The sequence below is a fragment of the Pseudomonas sp. PDM16 genome (assembly GCF_014851865.1).
Classification (GTDB): Bacteria; Pseudomonadota; Gammaproteobacteria; order Pseudomonadales; family Pseudomonadaceae; genus Aquipseudomonas.
The window spans coordinates 168,240-184,493 of the sequence record NZ_JACVAM010000008.1 but is presented as its reverse complement, the minus strand read 5'-3'; the positions used below and the strand labels follow the sequence as shown (position 1 = coordinate 184,493).

Annotated in this window: 15 protein-coding genes; 11 read left to right on the top strand and 4 right to left on the bottom strand. The window is 65.6% G+C overall.

Features of this window, described 5'->3' with window-relative positions; all coding sequences use genetic code 11:
* The first annotated feature begins 75 nt into the window (after positions 1–75).
* The 5 genes from IB234_RS22625 (at position 76) to IB234_RS24040 (ending at position 5,613) form a co-directional block, all read left to right on the top strand.
* The gene (locus IB234_RS22625; protein ID WP_192322100.1) at positions 76–1,452 is read left to right on the top strand and encodes an L-serine ammonia-lyase; all 1,377 of its coding nucleotides are present in this window, start codon (positions 76–78) and stop codon (positions 1,450–1,452) included.
* A gap of 91 nt (positions 1,453–1,543) precedes the next feature.
* Entirely contained in the window at positions 1,544–2,023 is a 480-nt protein-coding gene (locus IB234_RS22620; protein ID WP_192322099.1) for an RNA polymerase sigma factor, read from the top strand.
* Positions 2,024–2,078: 55 nt separating this feature from the next.
* Positions 2,079–3,056 (top strand): FecR family protein, encoded by a 978-nt coding sequence (locus IB234_RS22615; protein ID WP_192322098.1) that lies wholly within the window; start codon positions 2,079–2,081, stop codon positions 3,054–3,056.
* Positions 3,057–3,213: 157 nt separating this feature from the next.
* The gene (locus IB234_RS24045; RefSeq protein ID WP_225580757.1) at positions 3,214–4,641 is read left to right on the top strand and encodes a TonB-dependent siderophore receptor; all 1,428 of its coding nucleotides are present in this window, start codon (positions 3,214–3,216) and stop codon (positions 4,639–4,641) included.
* Positions 4,642–4,653: 12 nt separating this feature from the next.
* Positions 4,654–5,613 (top strand): TonB-dependent siderophore receptor, encoded by a 960-nt coding sequence (locus tag IB234_RS24040; RefSeq protein WP_225580767.1) that lies wholly within the window; start codon positions 4,654–4,656, stop codon positions 5,611–5,613.
* 110 nt (positions 5,614–5,723) lie between these two features.
* Here the strand turns inward: IB234_RS24040 and IB234_RS22605 are convergent, their stop codons facing one another.
* Positions 5,724–6,611 (bottom strand): PA4780 family RIO1-like protein kinase, encoded by an 888-nt coding sequence (locus IB234_RS22605; protein ID WP_192322097.1) that lies wholly within the window; start codon positions 6,609–6,611, stop codon positions 5,724–5,726.
* 66 nt (positions 6,612–6,677) lie between these two features.
* Positions 6,678–7,565, bottom strand: coding sequence for a LysR family transcriptional regulator (locus tag IB234_RS22600; RefSeq protein ID WP_192322096.1), 888 nt, complete (start codon positions 7,563–7,565; stop codon positions 6,678–6,680).
* Between the two features lie 102 nt (positions 7,566–7,667).
* Here IB234_RS22600 and IB234_RS22595 point away from each other — a divergent pair, with 102 nt between their 5' ends.
* Positions 7,668–8,309, top strand: coding sequence for an NAD(P)-dependent oxidoreductase (locus tag IB234_RS22595; protein ID WP_192322095.1), 642 nt, complete (start codon positions 7,668–7,670; stop codon positions 8,307–8,309).
* A gap of 10 nt (positions 8,310–8,319) precedes the next feature.
* On the top strand, positions 8,320–8,613 hold the full coding sequence (locus tag IB234_RS22590) for a DUF2218 domain-containing protein (RefSeq protein WP_192322094.1): 294 nt from the start codon (positions 8,320–8,322) through the stop codon (positions 8,611–8,613).
* Positions 8,614–8,620: 7 nt separating this feature from the next.
* On the opposite strand, the gene IB234_RS22585 is transcribed toward IB234_RS22590, so the two are convergent.
* Positions 8,621–9,805, bottom strand: a complete 1,185-nt coding sequence (locus IB234_RS22585) for a two-component system response regulator (RefSeq protein ID WP_192322093.1) — start codon at positions 9,803–9,805, stop codon at positions 8,621–8,623.
* Positions 9,806–9,815: 10 nt separating this feature from the next.
* The gene (locus IB234_RS22580) at positions 9,816–13,307 is read right to left on the bottom strand and encodes a response regulator (RefSeq protein ID WP_192322092.1); all 3,492 of its coding nucleotides are present in this window, start codon (positions 13,305–13,307) and stop codon (positions 9,816–9,818) included.
* Positions 13,308–13,438: 131 nt separating this feature from the next.
* Between IB234_RS22580 and ada the strand changes: the two genes are divergently transcribed.
* The 4 genes from ada to IB234_RS22560 are packed head-to-tail and all read left to right on the top strand — an operon-like array spanning position 13,439 to position 16,225.
* Positions 13,439–14,473, top strand: a complete 1,035-nt coding sequence (gene ada / locus IB234_RS22575; protein ID WP_192322091.1) for a bifunctional DNA-binding transcriptional regulator/O6-methylguanine-DNA methyltransferase Ada — start codon at positions 13,439–13,441, stop codon at positions 14,471–14,473.
* 55 nt (positions 14,474–14,528) lie between these two features.
* The gene (locus tag IB234_RS22570; RefSeq protein ID WP_192322090.1) at positions 14,529–14,831 is read left to right on the top strand and encodes a nucleotide pyrophosphohydrolase; all 303 of its coding nucleotides are present in this window, start codon (positions 14,529–14,531) and stop codon (positions 14,829–14,831) included.
* Positions 14,828–15,577, top strand: a complete 750-nt coding sequence (locus IB234_RS22565; RefSeq protein ID WP_192322089.1) for a methyltransferase domain-containing protein — start codon at positions 14,828–14,830, stop codon at positions 15,575–15,577. The genes IB234_RS22570 and IB234_RS22565 overlap by 4 nt, the downstream gene beginning before the upstream one ends.
* 54 nt (positions 15,578–15,631) lie before the next feature.
* Positions 15,632–16,225, top strand: coding sequence for a DUF4136 domain-containing protein (locus tag IB234_RS22560; protein ID WP_192322088.1), 594 nt, complete (start codon positions 15,632–15,634; stop codon positions 16,223–16,225).
* Positions 16,226–16,254 lie beyond the last annotated feature (29 nt).

Here is a 16,254-nt window from a genome sequence, read left to right as displayed (position 1 = left end):
TCCGGGTCGCATCCGCGACCGATAGTCGCAGGCATCGGGTGTAAGCTTCTGACCATCCAGTCACAGGAGCAGCCCATGGCACTCAGCGTGTTCGACCTCTTCAAGATCGGCATCGGCCCCTCCAGTTCCCACACGGTGGGGCCGATGCGGGCGGCTGCGCGCTTCGTCGAGGGGCTGCACCGCGAAGGGCTGTTCGAGACCACGCAGAGCCTGAAGGTCGAGCTATATGGTTCGCTCGGCGCCACCGGCAAGGGCCACGGCAGCGACAAGGCGGTGCTGCTCGGCCTGGAGGGCGACCATCCGGATAGCGTCGATACCGCGACCATCGACAGCCGCCTGGCCGCCATACGTACCAGCGGCGAGCTGAAGCTGGGCGGCGACAAGTCGATCCGCTTCGTCGAGAAGGAGCACCTGGCGATGATCAGGAAGCCACTCGACTTCCATCCCAACGGCATGATCTTCCGCGCCTTCGACGCCGCCGGCCTGCAGATCCGCTCGCGCGAGTACTACTCGGTGGGCGGCGGCTTCGTGGTCGATGAGGAAGCCGCCGGGGCCGACCGCATCGTCGAGGACCAGACGCCGCTGGCCTACCCGTTCAAGACCGCCAAGGAACTGCTGGCCCAGTGCAACGAACATGGCCTGTCGATCAGCCAGCTGATGCTGGCCAACGAAGCCGCCTGGCGCCCAGAGGCAAAAACCCGTGCCGGCCTGCTCAACATCTGGCAGGTAATGCAGGACTGCGTCACCGCCGGTTGCCGCAACGAGGGCATCATGCCCGGTGGGCTCAAGGTACGCCGCCGCGCCGCCGCCCTGCACCGCCAACTCAGCCAGAACCCCGAGGCCAGCCTGCGCGACCCACTGACGGTGATGGACTGGGTCAATCTCTATGCCCTGGCGGTGAACGAGGAAAATGCCAGCGGCGGGCGCGTGGTCACCGCCCCCACCAACGGCGCGGCCGGCATCGTGCCGGCGGTACTGCATTACTACCGGCGCTTCGTGCCCGGCGCCTCGGATGACGGCGTGGTGCGCTTCCTGCTCACTGCCGCGGCCATCGGCATCCTGTACAAGGAAAACGCCTCGATCTCCGGTGCCGAAGTCGGCTGCCAGGGCGAAGTCGGGGTGGCCTGTTCGATGGCCGCCGGCGCCCTGTGCGAAGTGCTCGGCGGCAGCATCCAGCAAGTGGAGAATGCTGCCGAGATCGGCATGGAACACAACCTCGGCCTGACTTGCGACCCGGTCGGCGGGCTGGTCCAGGTGCCCTGCATCGAGCGCAACGCCATGGGCTCGGTGAAGGCCATCAACGCCGCACGCATGGCCCTGCGCGGCGACGGCCAGCACTTCATCTCGCTGGACCGGGTGATCCGTACCATGCGCGAGACCGGGGCCGACATGAAGAGCAAATACAAGGAAACCGCCAGGGGTGGCCTGGCGGTCAACATCATCGAGTGCTGAAAGCAGCGAAGATCAATTCATTATTTGAGAATAAATCTCAGGCGTACTAATATCGCAACTCCAGATCAGAGCCTGCGGCCGCCATCAAGCCATGAGCAAGTCGTCGCCCTTCCTCTCCCTTTACCTGCGCGAACAGAGCCGCCTGCTGCAGCTCATCCGGCGCATCGTCGGTGACCGAGGTACCGCAGAGGACCTGGCCCAGGACACTTTCCTTCGCCTGTGGGACCGCCAACTGAACGAGGGCGACCGCAGCCTGCTCTTCCGTACCGCCCAGAATCTGGCCCTCGACCATCTGCGGGCGCGCCAGGTACGCAACCGCTATGCCCAGCAACAGGTGGACGAGGAAAGCTCCGGCGCTGAGCTGGAAGTCCAGGTCAGCGCGAGCCAGGAACTGGATGACCTGCTTCTGCGTCTGCGCAAACTACCCCGGCGAACCCAGCAGGTATTCCTCCTGAGTCGCGTGGACGGCCTGCCCTATGCCACCATCGCCAACCAACTCGGCGTTTCCGTGAGTACCGTGGAAAAGGACATGATCCGCGCCCTCCAGCATTGTCAGCGGGAGCAGCAATGAGGACTGCAGTGGTGTCGCGCGTTGTATCTGTACCTTCCAGCGAGAGCCAGCCATCGTGAAGACCTCGCCCGAACAGCAGGCCCGCCTGGACCGTCAGGAGACGGCAACCACCTGGTACGTGCGCCTTCAGAACCCGGATCTGCCCGCCAGCGAGCGCATCGCCTTCCGCCGCTGGCTGGACAGCGACCCGCTTCATACCGAAGCCTTCCACGAAGTCGAGGTGGTCTGGCAGAAGCTCCGCGAGCCGGCGAAGCGGCTGGCTGGCAACGGTTGGTACCGGCCTTCGCGGCATGCCCTCAACCTGCGCTGGATACGTGGGCCGGCGCTCGCCATGGCCTGCAGCGTACTGGCAGTGGCGGTGGCAATCGGCCTCTGGAGAGATCCAGGCATGCTGCAGCGCGCCAGTGCCGACTACGCCAGCGCTCCCGGCGAGCAACGCCAGCTGACACTCGACGACGGCAGTAGCGTGCTGCTGGACAGCGACAGCGCGCTGGATGTCGACCTGAGCGCCGATCAACGCACCGTCAGGCTGTTGCGCGGTCGAGCCTGGTTCGATGTCAGCCACGATCCACTCAGGCCGTTCAGCGTACACAGCGGGCAGCTCGTTACCCTGGTGCTGGGTACCGCCTTCGCCGTTGACGCCACAGGCGCCGACCGGCTCGTCACCCTCACGCGCGGGCGGGTCGAGGTTCGCGACGAAAGCTCTGGAGAGCAGGCCACACTGGCTCCCAACCAGCAAGTGCGACATCACGACAGGCATTTCAGCGACCCGATCACCGTGGACAGCACCCGCGCCCTCGCCTGGCGCCGGGGCCTTCTGGTGTTCGACCGCGCCACCCTGGGCGAGGTCGTCGACAGCCTGCAGCGCCAGGGCCTGCCCCCGGTGCTGCTGCTCGACGATTCGCTGCGCCAGCAACGTCTGTCCGGCACCTTCCGCACCAACGACCCACAGGCCACGCTGAACGCACTGACCGCCAGCCTGCAGTTGAGGACCACACGAGTCCCCGGGCTGGCATTGCTGATCCACCGCTGAACCGCGCGAACCGCCGGTGCGGGCGGCTTCCCATCCCCAGCGGAAAGCCAGCCACCCATCTTTTTCAAAAAAGGCATGAGGGAAATCCAGAGCTCACGCGTTGTGTTGGCAGCGAACAATTCGCATTTGCCAGACTGACTCCTTGGGGGAGACCATCATGCCTATCCACCGTGCCCTGCGTGGGCCCTCGCTCGCACGCTCGCTACTGGCCAGTGCCCTGCTGGCCGTCATCGCCGCACCCAGCCACGCAGAAACACCTGAAAGCGCTGCCATAGAGCAGGCCAAGACTCAACGTTTCCACTTCGCCATCGCTGCCCAGCCACTGCTCGACGCCCTCGGCGAGTTCACCGCCACCACCGGTATCGCGGTATTCCGCACATCCGACGAGGAGCTCGGCGGCCAGGCGCCCACGGTGAATGGTCACCTCACCGCGGAGGAAGCCCTTCAGCAATTGCTCGCCGGTAGCGGCCTGACCTATAGCCGCAGCTCGGCTACCGCGCTCACTCTGCTACGGCCCGCAACGACCGGCGCGCTCAACCTCTCCGAACTCAACGTCAACGCCAGCGGCGTGCAATCGGCCTACGGCAGTGTCGACGGCTACGTGGCCAAGGCCGCCAGCACCGGCACCAAGACCGACACGCCGATCATCGAAACGCCCCAGTCGATCTCCGTGGTAACCCGCGACCAGATCAGCGCGATCAACGCCCAGAGCCTGCGCGCCGTGCTCGGCTACACCGCCGGGGTGATCGCCACCGAGGCCGACGACCGCCTGACCGACTCCTTCGTCCTGCGCGGCTTCCAGATCAGCGGCAGCACCTACCGCGACGGCATGCGCTACATGAGCAACATCTACGACGGCTCCCAGGAGCCCTACGGCATGGAGCGTGTGGAGGTACTGCGCGGTGCCTCGTCGGTGCTGTTCGGCCAGGCAGCGCCCGGCGGCATCATCAACGTGGTGAGCAAGCTGCCGACCCGCGAGGAACTGCATGAGATCAAGGCCGAAACCGGCAGCAACGACCGTCACCAACTGGCCACCGATCACGGCGGCGCGCTGACGGATACCCTGAGCTACCGTTTCACCGCGCTGGAGCGCAAGAGCGACACCATGGTCGACGACGTACCGGACGACCGCACCTTCATCGCCCCGTCGCTGACCTGGCAGCCCAACGAGGCCACCAGCCTGACGCTGCTGGCCACCTACCAGAAGAGCACATCCACCTACGTCTACGGCATGCCGGCCGAAGGCACCATCATGCGCAGCCCCAACGGATACATCTCGCGCCATACCTTCACCGGCGAGCCGGGCTACAACCAGTCCGAGATCACCGCCTGGGATGTCGGCTATCGCTTCGAGCACGCCTTCACCGACAACCTCAAGCTGCGCCAGAACCTGCGCTACTTCGAGTCGGAGAACGAGATGCCGTCGGTATGGGTCGGCGGCTACATCAATCCGGAAAAGACCCTCGTGTCTCGTGGCGCCCAGGACCGGGTGGACGACTCGCGCAACTTCGTCGTCGATACCCAGCTCGAATATCGCCTGCACGGCGAGCGCTTCGAGCATGTGCTGCTCGGCGGCGTGGACTAAGGCGACCGCCATCTGCGCACGGAGCGCTACAACCGCACGCTAACGCCGCTGGACATCTTCAACCCGGTCTACGGTGGCATCTTCGGCCCGGCCGTTCCCGCCGTGGCGGCCAGCTATGCCAGTTCGACCCGGCAGACCGGCGCCTACCTGCAGGACCAGATCAAGTTCGACGACAAATGGGTACTGCTGCTCGGCGGCCGTCAGGACTGGGCCAAGCAGAAGGAAGACGCCGTCTTCGACGAGTACAAAAGCCGCCAGGACAGCGACGCCTTCACCAAGCGCGCCGGCCTGGTGTACCTCGCCGATAATGGTCTGGCACCGTTCATCAGCTACAGCGAATCCTTCGAGCCCCAAAGCGGTACCGATTTTTTCGGCCAGGATTTCGCCCCGACCGAGGGCGAGCAGTACGAGATCGGCATCCGCTACCAGCCGCCAGGCGGCAACAGCCTGTACTCGGCAGCGATCTACCAGCTGACTCAGAGCAACGTGCTGACCAACGACCCCGACCCCGCGCATCCCTTCTCCCAGGTGCAGACCGGAGAAAAGCGCTCGCGCGGTCTGGAATTGGAAGCCAAGACCGATATCGGCAACGCCAGCCTGACCGCTGCCTACGCCTACACCGAAGCGGAAGTGACCAAAAGCAATGCCGGCAACGAGGGCCAGAGGAACGGCGGCATGCCGCGCAATATGTTCTCGGTATGGGGCGACTATCGCTTCGGTCAGGTCGGCCCTGGCCAGCTGCGTGCCGGCGCAGGCGTGCGCTACGTCGACGAGGTGCCGGGCCTGTTCAACACCAGTGTCGTAGCGCCGTCCTACACCCTGGTCGACGCCATGCTCGGCTACGAAGTCGGCCCCTGGGACCTGACCCTCAACGCCAGCAACCTGACCGACGAGGACTACGTGAACTACACCTACGCCGCCTTCTACGGCGCCGAGCGCCAGGTCACCGCTGGTGTTGCCTACCGCTGGTAAGCAAATACCGGTTCAATAAAAACGCCCGCAGTTGCGGGCGCTTTTATTCCACAGGGCGCGCATGCGCGCCTGCATAGGCTATCGGTGCGCACAGCGCACCTAAACGATCTCTACTGCGCCCAAGGCGGCGGTGGCGGCTCATCGCGCGGGGCATCCTCGGCATTGCGCAGGGCTTCCAGGCGCTGCTGTTCGAGCAGGGCGGCCTTGATCTCGCGCATCACCGCATCCACGTCGGCGCTTTCTTCCGGTTCGTCGAACTGGCCGGTGAGCTGGCTTTCCGGGGTCAGCTTGCCCTCTTCGTAGAGAGCCCACATTTCCTTGGCGTAGCGGGTCTCCAGCAGCTCCGGGGCGAACTGGCCGAAGTACTCGGCCATGTTGCGCACGTCGCGTTCGAGCATGCTGAAGGCATGGTTGTTGGCGGCTGCGTCCACCGCCTGCGGCAGGTCGATGATCACCGGGCCATAGGGGTCGAGAAGCACGTTGAATTCCGACAGGTCGCCATGCACCAGACCGGCGCAGAGCATCTTGACGATCTCGCCGATCATGAAGGCGTGGAATTCTCGGGCGTCCTCGGGCAACAGGTCGACATCGTTGAGGCGCGGCGCAGCATCACCATAGCCATCGTCGACCATCTCCATCAGCAGCACGCCGTCGAGGAAGTCGTAGGGCTTGGGCACACGCACGCCAGCGGCGGCCAGGCGGAACAGCGCGGCCACCTCGGCATTCTGCCAGGCATCCTCCTGCTCCTTGCGACCGTACTTGCTGCCCTTGGCCATGGCACGGGCGTCGCGGCTATTGCGCGTCTTGCGCCCTTCCTGGTACTCGGCGGCCTGGCGGAACCCGCGTTTGTTGGCCTCCTTGTAGACCTTGGCGCAGCGCAGCTCACCGGCGCAGCGAACGACATAGACCGAGGCTTCCTTGCCGCTCATCAGCGGCCGCACCACCTCGTCGATCAAACCATCTTCGAGCAGGGGTTCCAGGCGTTTCGGGGTTTTCATCGAACTGATCGGGTTTCCACTGGTGACAATTCCGCCCTTATACGGCAATCCGTCGCCGCCGCCCAGCTAGCCCGCCACCAGCGAGCGCCTTAATGCTTCGATGGCGTAGCGCACCTTGGCCGGTTGGGCATCGCGCCGGGGCGTGACCAGATGCAGGCCAATGGGCGCCGGCTGCCACTGCGGCAACACCGCCAGCAGCTCACCGCGGGCCAGCAACTCGCGGATTTCCGGCTCCGGCTGCAACGACAACCCCATGCCCGCCAGGGTGAACTGGCGCACAGAGAGGATGTTATTGCACACCACCCTCCCCTCCACCCGCAGGCGCTGCAGCGCACCGCCCGGCCCGTGCAGCGTCACCTGGCCGCCACGCTCGTGGCCGAGGCTGAGCCAGTCCAGCTCGCTCAGCCGCTCCGGGCTGTCGATCAGGCCGCAGCGCGCCAGGTAGGAAGGAGCCGCGCATAGCAGCATCGGCCAGTCGCCAATATGCCGGCCAACCAGGCTGGAGTCCTCCAGGCTGCCGACCCGGATAGCCAGGTCGATGCGCTGCTCGATCAGGTCGATTTGCTCGTCCTGGAAAAACAGCCGCAGGCTCAGTTGCGGATGGGCCCGAAGCAGCGGCGCCAGAGCATCGGTGACCAGATGGCCGGAGAAGCCCACCGGCGCGGCGATGCGCAGCTCTCCCACCGGGGCATCGCGCAGCTCGGCCAGGCGCTGCTCGGCCTGTTCGGCCAGCTGCACGATCTGTCGGCAGCTCTGGTACAGCTGCTCGCCAGCCTCGGTCAGGGTCAGGCGCCGGGTAGTGCGGTGCAGCAGGCTGACCTGGGTGCCCTCTTCCAGCTTGCGAATCTGCTGGCTGACTGCCGAGGCGGTCATTCCCAGCGCCTCACCCGCCGCCACCATGGAGCCCTTCTCCACAACAGTGGCAAACAGGGCCATGCGTTTGAGCTGCTCCAATTATTAAGCTCCGCTTAATTGTCAAAGCGGATTAGGCGTCTTTTTCCAACCTTTATCCAGCGGTGATTATCTGTGCCACACATACCTCACAAAGGATGCTCCATGAAAATCGCCCTGATCGGCGCCACCGGCTACGTCGGTGCCGCCCTGCTGGAAGAAGCCCTGAACCGCAGCCATCAAGTGACCGCCCTGATCCGCCATCCGGAGAAGCTGCCGCAGCGCGCCAACCTCACCGCCACCCAGGCAGATGTTCATGACGTGGCCGCTTTGAGCGAGCAACTGCGTGGCCACGATGCGGTGCTCAGCGCCTTCAACCCCGGCTGGGGCGTGGCCGATATCCGCGAGCAGTTCGTTAGCGGCAGCCACGCCATCGTTGCCGCCACCAAGGCAGCCGGCGTTAAACGCCTGCTGGTGGTCGGCGGCGCCGGCAGCCTGTACGTGGCGCCGGGCAAACAACTGATCGACAGCGAAGGCTTCCCCGCCGAATACAAGGAAGGCGCCGAGGGTGCGCGCCAGGCGCTCAACCAATTGCGCGACGAGGCCGAGCTGGAGTGGACTTTCCTCTCCCCCGCCGCACACCTGGAGCCGGGCCCGCGTACTGGCCAGTTCCGCCTGGGCGGTGACGACCTGCTCCTCAAGGATGGCCAGCCGGGACACATCTCGGTAGCCGACCTGGCCGTTGCCTTGCTCGACGAAACCGAGCAGCCGCGCCATGTGCGCCAGCGCTTTACCCTGGCCTACTGAGGAGTCCGCCATGAGCCATGTGCAATCCCGCGCCTTCGTCGCCACCGACACGCCGGGGCGTTACATCGGGCGCCTGTGCAAGCACTTCGCGCACAAGATCCCGGTGAGCTTCGACGAACAGCAGGGACGTATCGAATTCGAGCTCGGCCTAGCCCTGCTGCAGGCAGAAGACGGTGGATTGGCGCTGAGCGTACAGGCCGCCAACGACGGCGACCGGCAGAGGCTCGAACAGGTGGTGGGCAGCCACTTCGAGCGCTTCGCCTGGCAGGAAGCGCTGACACTGGACTGGCAGGCGCGAGAGTAAGGAACCCTCAGCTCGGCGGCAGCGTCAGCTCGATGCTCTCGCCGAGTGACTCTTCCAGACGCTGCAGCTCGTAGTGGATGGCGGCGGCATCGTCGGCATGCTCGCGGGCGATCACCGCAAAACGGTCAGCGGCCTCGATGAAAGCCAGCACCGCCGAGGGGTCAAAGCGGGTGCCGCTGGCGGCACTGATCTGCGCCACCGCGTCAGCATGCTCCACCGATTGGCGATAGGTATGCCGGCTGGTCAGCTCCTCGTAGGTGCCGACCACCGCCATCAGCCGCGCAGCCAGGGGAATCTGCTCGCCGCGCAGGCCCTGCGGATAACCGCCACCATCCCACTGCTCATGCTGGCTGTAGACGATGTCACGAGCATCGCGCAGGAAGTCCGGCACGCTGCCCAGCTTGGCTTCTGCGGCCATCAGGGCATCGCGCCCGGCCGTGGTGTGGCCGTGCAAGAGCTTGAGGTCGTCGCCCTGCAGCGGCACCGGGCTGAGCAGGATGCGATCCGGCAGTACCAGCTTGCCTATGCCGTGCAGCAGCGCCGACTTGCCCAGTTGGGTGGCGCGCGCCTGGTCCAGCTCGGCGGTCAGCAGCGGTTGTTGGCGAGCCAGGGTGGCGGTCAGCTCCACCATGTAACGTTCGATGCGTGCCAGGTGCTTGCCGCAGGGGTTGTCACGCATGGCGGCGAGGCTGGCCATGGCTTCGATGGTCACTTCCTGCAGGCGCTGGATATCACGCGTGCGGCGGCGCACTTCCCATTCCAGGTATTCACTCTTGTCCCGCAGGAAGTCGGCGCTGGCCTTGAGTTGCAGCTGGGCGCGAACCCGGGCGAGAACGATGGGCGGGCTGATCGGCTTGGTGATGTAGTCCACCGCGCCCAGGTCGAAGCCCTGCTGCTCGTCAGCCTGTTCAGTCTTGGCGGTGAGGAAGATCACCGGGATCTCGGCCGTGGCAGGGTCGGCCTTGAGCCGACGACAAACCTCATAGCCGTCCATTTCCGGCATCATGATGTCGAGCAGGATCAGGTCCGGCGCGGGATCGCCAGCAGCGATGCGCAAGGCCTTGGCGCCGTGGTTGGCGACCTTGACCCGATAGCTGTCGGCCAACAGCTCACTCATCAGCGTGAGGTTCTCTGGCATGTCGTCCACCAGCAGCACCAGCGGCTGGTCAGGCCGATCGAGCATGTCCACCATCATTCATCCCTCAGAGGCTGATCCCATGCCGCGACGCGGCCTGGCGCAACAATTCCCCGGCCCGTTCGAAATCGAAACCGTGCACCGCCGCTGCCAGTTGGCTGTACCCCTCATTAAAGGTGCTGCGCAGCAGTTCGGCCTGCTCTTCGAAGACTTTTCCGGCACGCGGATCATCCTCCAGAAACAACTGCTGCAACTGCAGGCACAGCGGCCGCAGTTGCTCATCGTCGACCACCACCTGCGGGCCGGGCGTCTGCAATGCCTGGATGGCCTCGACCAGCGGCGCGAGGGTACGCTCCAGCTCGGCCAGCAGCGCGCCCAGCTCGTCGTGACGAGCATCCTTGATCGCGCTTTCCACCGCCGCCGCCTGGGTCGCCAAGTCGACGGCACCGAGGTTGCCGGCCAGGCCCTTGAGGCTGTGCGCCTCACGCTCGGCACTCTCCTGCTCACCTGCGATCAGCGCCGCCCGCAGGCGCTCGACGACATCCGCCTGGCCGCTGGCAAACTTGTCCAACAGGCGCAGGTACAACTCCGGCTTGCCGAGCACGCGACGCATGCCGCTGGCCAGATCCACGCCCGGCAACGGCCAGTTCGGCAGTACCACCGGGCTCGCCAACGTCTGTACCGCCTCACGGACCTGCAACCAGCGGCTCAGGGTCGCCCACAGCTCGGCGGGTTCGATCGGCTTGCCCAAGTGATCATTCATCCCTGCCGCCAGGCAACGATCGCGGTCGGCGGGCATGGCATTGGCAGTCATCGCCACGATGGGCAGCTCGGTGAAACGCGGCTCGCTGCGCAGCACGGCGGTAGTGGCGAGGCCGTCCAGCACCGGCATCTGCATGTCCATCAGCACCAGCGCGTAATGCCCATCAGCAGCAGCGCGCAGTAGGTCGAGGGCGATCTGGCCGTGCTCGGCCTGGTCGATCTGCAGGCCGCTCTCCTGCAACAGGCCACAGGCCACCTCGCGATTGAGTTCGTTGTCCTCGACCAGCAACACGCGCTGGCCACTGAAATCCGGCACCGTCTCCCCCACCGGCAGACGTGCAAAGCCTTGCGCACTACCCACACCACCCAGACTGCGGATTACCGCATCGAACAGCAGTGAGGGGTTGAGCGGCTTGAGCAACACGTCCTCGATGCCTGCCCGCTCGGCGCCGACCAGCACCTCCTCACGACCGTGGGCGGTAGCCATCAACAGATGCGGAGGTGGTTGCAGGCCCAGTTCGCGCACCCGGCGGGCAGTCTCAAGGCCATCCATGCCAGGCATTTGCCAGTCCAGCAGAATCAGCTCGAAGGGCTCCCGACGCAGCGCCGCCTCCTGCACAAGCTGCAGCGCCAGCCGGCCGGAGTTCACCGCCTCGACGCGGAAGCTCATGCTCTCCAGCATGTCGCGCATGACCTGGCGGGCACTGTCGTTGTCGTCCACGACGAGCACCCGGCGGCCGCGCAGATCGGTCTGGGCCAGCAACCGCTGGCTCTGCCGGGGCGCAATACCCAGAGGCACACGACACCAGAACAGACTGCCTCGCCCCGCCTCGCTCTGCGCCCCGACATGTCCACCCATGGCCTCCGCCAGGCTCTTGCAGATGGCCAGGCCCAGGCCCGTTCCACCGTACTTGCGGGTCGTCGAGCTGTCGGCCTGTTGGAAGGACTCGAACAGCCGACTCTGCTGCTCGCTGGTCAGGCCGATACCGGTATCGCGCACGCCCATGTACAGCAGCAGTGACTCCTCCCCACGCTGCTCGGCCCGCAGGATCACCTCGACTTCGCCCTGCTCGGTGAACTTCACCGCGTTGTTGGCGTAGTTGACCAGTATCTGCCCCAGCCGCAACGGGTCACCCAGCAGATGCTGCGGCAACTCGGGATCGAGGTTGAATACCAACTCCAGGCCCTTGCTGCCGACCTTGTCGCCGATCAGGCTGGAGAGGTTCTCCAGCACCTGCTGCAGGTCGAACTCGATATGCTCGATAGTCAGCTTGCCGGCCTCGATCTTGGAGAAGTCGAGGATGTCGTTGATGATCCCCAGCAGGTGCTGGCCGGCCTGCTGGATCTTGTTCAGGTAGTCGCGCTGGCGTGGATTCAACTCGGTCTTCATGGCCAGGTGCGACATGCCGATAATGGCGTTCATCGGCGTGCGTATTTCATGGCTCATGTTCGCTAGAAAGTCCGACTTCAGCCGCGCCGCCTCCTCGGCCAGTTCCTTGGCTCGCTCCAGATCCTCTTCGACCTGCTTGCGCAGCGTGATGTCGCGGCTGACACCCACCAGGCCGAGCAACCGGCCACGGTCGTCATGGAAGGTGGCGCGCAGGGTATCGAACACCGCGCGCCGACCGTCCGGGTACAGTGACCAGCCCTCGCTCTCGTAGGGCCCGGGCCAGTTCAAGGCAGTCAGGTCATGCTCGGTACGAATCGCTGCCCAGTCGGGGTGCAGCAGGTCTTCATCGCGGAAGCCACGGATATCCTCGCGCGGCCGGCCGAACAGCTCGGCACAGGCTTGGTTGACGCCGACATAGCGGCCCTCGGTGTCCTTGAACCAGATCGGGTCGGGAATCGCGTTGATCAGCGCCTCAAGGGTGCTTCGCTGGCGCTGTGCCTCGGCCTCTGCGCGCTGGCGCTCGGCGATCTGTACCGCCAGGCGGCGATTCCACAGCAGTACGAAAGTGATCAGCGCCAGCAGACCAAGCAGGTACGGCCAGCCCACCTCGAGCAGACGCCGCCAGTTGAAGGCGGTGAGCGGCGGCAACCAACGCTCCTGGATCGCCTCCTGCTCCTGGCCGCTCAGGTCGAGCAGTGCAGCATTCAGCAGGTCGACCAGCTGCGCCTCGTCGCGGCGGACGGCAAAGTGGAATTCGCTGTTGGCCAGGCCTGTTTCACCGCGCAATTCCAGGTTGGTCAGGTTGAGTTCACGGATCAGGTAGCTGGCCACGATCATGTCGCCGACATAGGCATCGGCGCGCCCGGAAGATACCGCGCGCAACGCCGCCTCGGTGTCGCGCACCTCCAGCAGGCGCACATCCGGTACCTTCTCGCGCAGCGCCTGCTGGAGCACGTAACCGCGCTCGATGGCCACCCTCTTGCCCGCCAGGTCTCCCGGACGCTGCACTGACACATCGGCGCGGGTGAAGATCAGGCTGCTACTGACCAGGTATGGGTCGCTGAACGCCATGGTCGTCTCACGCTCGGCCGTACGCGCCACAGAGGGCAGCAAGTCGACTCTGCCTTCATGCAAGGCGAGCAGTGCAGTGTTCCAATCATCTAGCAGCACCGGCTCGAGCCGCAGGCCGAGGCGCTGGGCCAATAGCCCCAGATAGTCTCCGCTGAGCCCCCGGTGTTGACCTTGCTCGTCGATCACGTCGAACGGCGGCCAGCCGTTGCGCTCGACACCCACTCGCAGCACCGGGTGCTCGCGCAGCCATTGCCGATCGGCGTCGCTCAGGCGCAGGTCTGCCAATGCGTGCAGCGACAACAGGCAGAGCAGGAGCAGGCTGCACAGGCGCAACATGGAGGCGTCTTCCGTGGCGGGTGGACTTTCAGCATAGGCTTTGAAAGTCAGATGCGGATTGGCAGCGCCGCCACGGGGATCGACAATCGACGCATGCACATTTTCAGGACCGCCCTGTCGGGAGATCTGTCATGTTCGACCAGGACCAATGCTGGCAAGCCGTATGCGACCGAGATGCCGAGCAGGACGGCCAGTTCGTCTTCGCCGTGCGCAGCACTGGCATCTACTGCCGTCCCAGTTGCCCGGCGCGTCGGCCGCGCCGTGACAACGTCAGCTTCCATGTCGACCCGGTCAGCGCCGAAGCCGCTGGCTATCGCCCATGCAAACGCTGCTCGCCACAAGGCAAGAGCACGGCCGAACAGCTCGACGAACTGGTGGTGGCCGCCTGCCGTATGCTGGAAAACAGCGAGCGAGCGCCGACGTTGGATCAGTTGGCCGCCCGCATCGGCCTGTCCGCCTCGCACCTGGCCCGAGCCTTCAAGGTTCGCACCGGCATGACGCCCAAGGCCTGGTTCGAAGCCCACCGCCGCCAGCGTCTGGACAGCGCCCTACCCCGCTCAGACTCGGTGCTGCAGGCGGCGCTCGACGCCGGCTACTCCGGCACCCGCGCCCTGTACGAACAGCCCGCCGCGTTGAGCCCGGCACAACGGCGACAGAAAGGCGCCGGAGAGGTGCTGCGCTACGCCATCACCCTCTGCCCGCTCGGCTTGCTGCTGCTCGCCGCCAGCGACAGGGGCGCCTGCGCCGTGCTGTTCGGTGACGACGAGTACGAACTGGAGACCGAACTGCAGCAGCGCTTCGCCGCCGCAGAGCTGCGCCGCGACCAACGCGGGCTCCGCGACTGGCTGCGCGAAGTGGTCGTACAGATCGAGGAACCGGCGCGCGCCGCCCATCTACCGTTGGACATGCGTGGCACTGCCTTCCAGCAGCAGGTCTGGCAGGCCCTGCGCGAGATTCCACCGGGGCAGACGCGGCGCTATGGCGAGTTGGCCGAACATCTCGGCAGCCACGCCCGCGCCGTGGCCCGCGCCTGTGCCAGCAATCCGCTGGGCCTGCTGGTGCCATGTCATCGGGTGATAGGGGCCAGCGGTGCGCTCACCGGCTATCGTTGGGGCGTGCCGCGCAAACAGGCGTTGCTGCAGAAGGAAGGCGTCATAGTCGAGTAACGGGCTTGCGACGCGGCGCCTTCGGGCTGAAGCTATGCGGCCCGAAGGAGAGCCCATGGATATCGTCGAACTCACCCGCCGCCTGCACGCCATCCGCGACCACAATGACTGGCGCCGTTTCCACAGCCCGAAGAACCTGGCCATGGCTGCCAGCGTCGAGATGGCCGAACTGGTGGAAATCTTCCAGTGGCAGACCGAGGACGAGTCGCGTCAGCTCTCCGACGAACAACGCGAACACGCCGGCCAGGAGGTCGGCGACATCGTGCTCTACCTCCTGCTGCTGTGCGCCGAGGCCGGCATCAACATGGAACAGGCGGTACGCGCCAAGCTGGCCGACAGCGAGAGGCGCTTCAAGTGACCGACAGACACTTTGACGAATTGGCGACCCGCTTCGCCGAAAAGATCTACGGCGGCGCCAAGGGTGCCATCCGCCTGGCCGTGCTGCAGGCCGATCTCAAGGAAGCGCTGCCGGAACGCCCGTTGCGTGTACTCGATGTCGGTGCCGGCCTTGGCCACATGAGCCTGTGGCTGGCCCAGCGTGGCCACAGCGTGACCCTGGCCGAACCGGCCGAACCGATGCTCGAAGGCGCGCGCCAGCGCTTTGCCGAAGCGGGAGTGGAGGCGCGCTTCATCCAGGCGCCCTGGCAGGATCTGCTCGGCCAGCTGACAGAGCCCTACGACCTGGTGCTGTGCCACGCGGTGCTGGAGTGGCTGGCAGAACCGCATGCGATTCTGCCGGTGCTGCACCAACTGGTCGCACCCGACGGCTGGCTGTCGCTGGCCTTTTACAACAAGGATGCGCTGGTCTATCGCAACCTACTCAAGGGCCACTTCCGCAAGCTGCGCAAGGAACGCTTCGCCGGCGAAGGGCAGAGCCTGACCCCGCAAAAGCCGCTCGATCCGCGCGAGCTGGCGGCGCAACTCGACAACCACTGGCGGGTCGAAAGCCAGAGCGGCGTGCGGGTGTTCCACGACTACATGCCGAGTGACTTCCAGGCCAAGGCCGAACTAGCCGATCTGCTGGAGATGGAGCTGGCACACCGCCGCCACCCGACCTTCGGCGGCCTTGGTCGCTACCTGCATTGGCTGTGCCGGCCGCTCTAGATCGCCTATCCGAGCTATGCTGAGGAGAATGCCGAACGCATTCCACGGACCGTCATGAAACGCCTTTCGCTCCTATCCGCCCTGATCCTGCTGAGCGCCTGCCAGGGCAGCAATCCCTACATCGCCGATGGCAAGCCGCTGCCAGCTGCGCCACCGGACGCCGCTGGGCATTTCGACAGCAGCGCCTATCCGGCACCCCCACGCGACTACGGCCGCTACCGCGACTGGCGCTGGCGCCAACAACCGGCCGGCAGCGCCTGGGCAGACGGCGCCCTGGTGGCCGAAGCGGTAGGCGGAGGCCTGGACCAGCGCGGCCTGCGGCCTGTGCGTGAGGGCAAGGCGGCCGATCTGGAAGTGAGCGCCGCACTGCACCTGGAAAAGCGCCAGTACCAGGTGCGCGACGACTACGGCAGCTACTACGGCAATGGCCCCTACGGCGACCACTACGGCATGTACGGCAGCGTGCCGCTGGTGCGCACCTACGAGGTGGAGGTCGCAGTGGTGCAGATTGAGATGTTCGACGGTGTCAGCGGCCAGGCGGTCTGGAGCGGCAGCGCCGAGGCGCGCAGCCAGGGCAGCCAGAGCGAGCGCGCCGATGCCCTGCGCCGGGCGGTGACGGATGCCCTCGGCGCCTATCCGCCAGAATGACATGAGCTTGCCGAACCACTCGGCATGCA

What these genes read in the sequence shown, in the direction of transcription:
- IB234_RS22585 (WP_192322093.1), bottom strand. Translation starts at nt 9,805, where the DNA reads ATGGTGGACATGCTCGATCGGCCTGACCAGCCGCTGGTGCTGCTGGTG.
- IB234_RS22580 (WP_192322092.1), bottom strand. Translation starts at nt 13,307, where the DNA reads ATGTTGCGCCTGTGCAGCCTGCTCCTGCTCTGCCTGTTGTCGCTGCAC.
- IB234_RS22605 (WP_192322097.1), bottom strand. Translation starts at nt 6,611, where the DNA reads ATGAAAACCCCGAAACGCCTGGAACCCCTGCTCGAAGATGGTTTGATC.
- IB234_RS22590 (WP_192322094.1), top strand. Translation starts at nt 8,320, where the DNA reads ATGAGCCATGTGCAATCCCGCGCCTTCGTCGCCACCGACACGCCGGGG.
- IB234_RS22570 (WP_192322090.1), top strand. Translation starts at nt 14,529, where the DNA reads ATGGATATCGTCGAACTCACCCGCCGCCTGCACGCCATCCGCGACCAC.
- IB234_RS22560 (WP_192322088.1), top strand. Translation starts at nt 15,632, where the DNA reads ATGAAACGCCTTTCGCTCCTATCCGCCCTGATCCTGCTGAGCGCCTGC.
- IB234_RS22625 (WP_192322100.1), top strand. Translation starts at nt 76, where the DNA reads ATGGCACTCAGCGTGTTCGACCTCTTCAAGATCGGCATCGGCCCCTCC.
- IB234_RS24045 (WP_225580757.1), top strand. Translation starts at nt 3,214, where the DNA reads ATGCCTATCCACCGTGCCCTGCGTGGGCCCTCGCTCGCACGCTCGCTA.
- ada (WP_192322091.1), top strand. Translation starts at nt 13,439, where the DNA reads ATGTTCGACCAGGACCAATGCTGGCAAGCCGTATGCGACCGAGATGCC.
- IB234_RS22595 (WP_192322095.1), top strand. Translation starts at nt 7,668, where the DNA reads ATGAAAATCGCCCTGATCGGCGCCACCGGCTACGTCGGTGCCGCCCTG.
- IB234_RS22620 (WP_192322099.1), top strand. Translation starts at nt 1,544, where the DNA reads ATGAGCAAGTCGTCGCCCTTCCTCTCCCTTTACCTGCGCGAACAGAGC.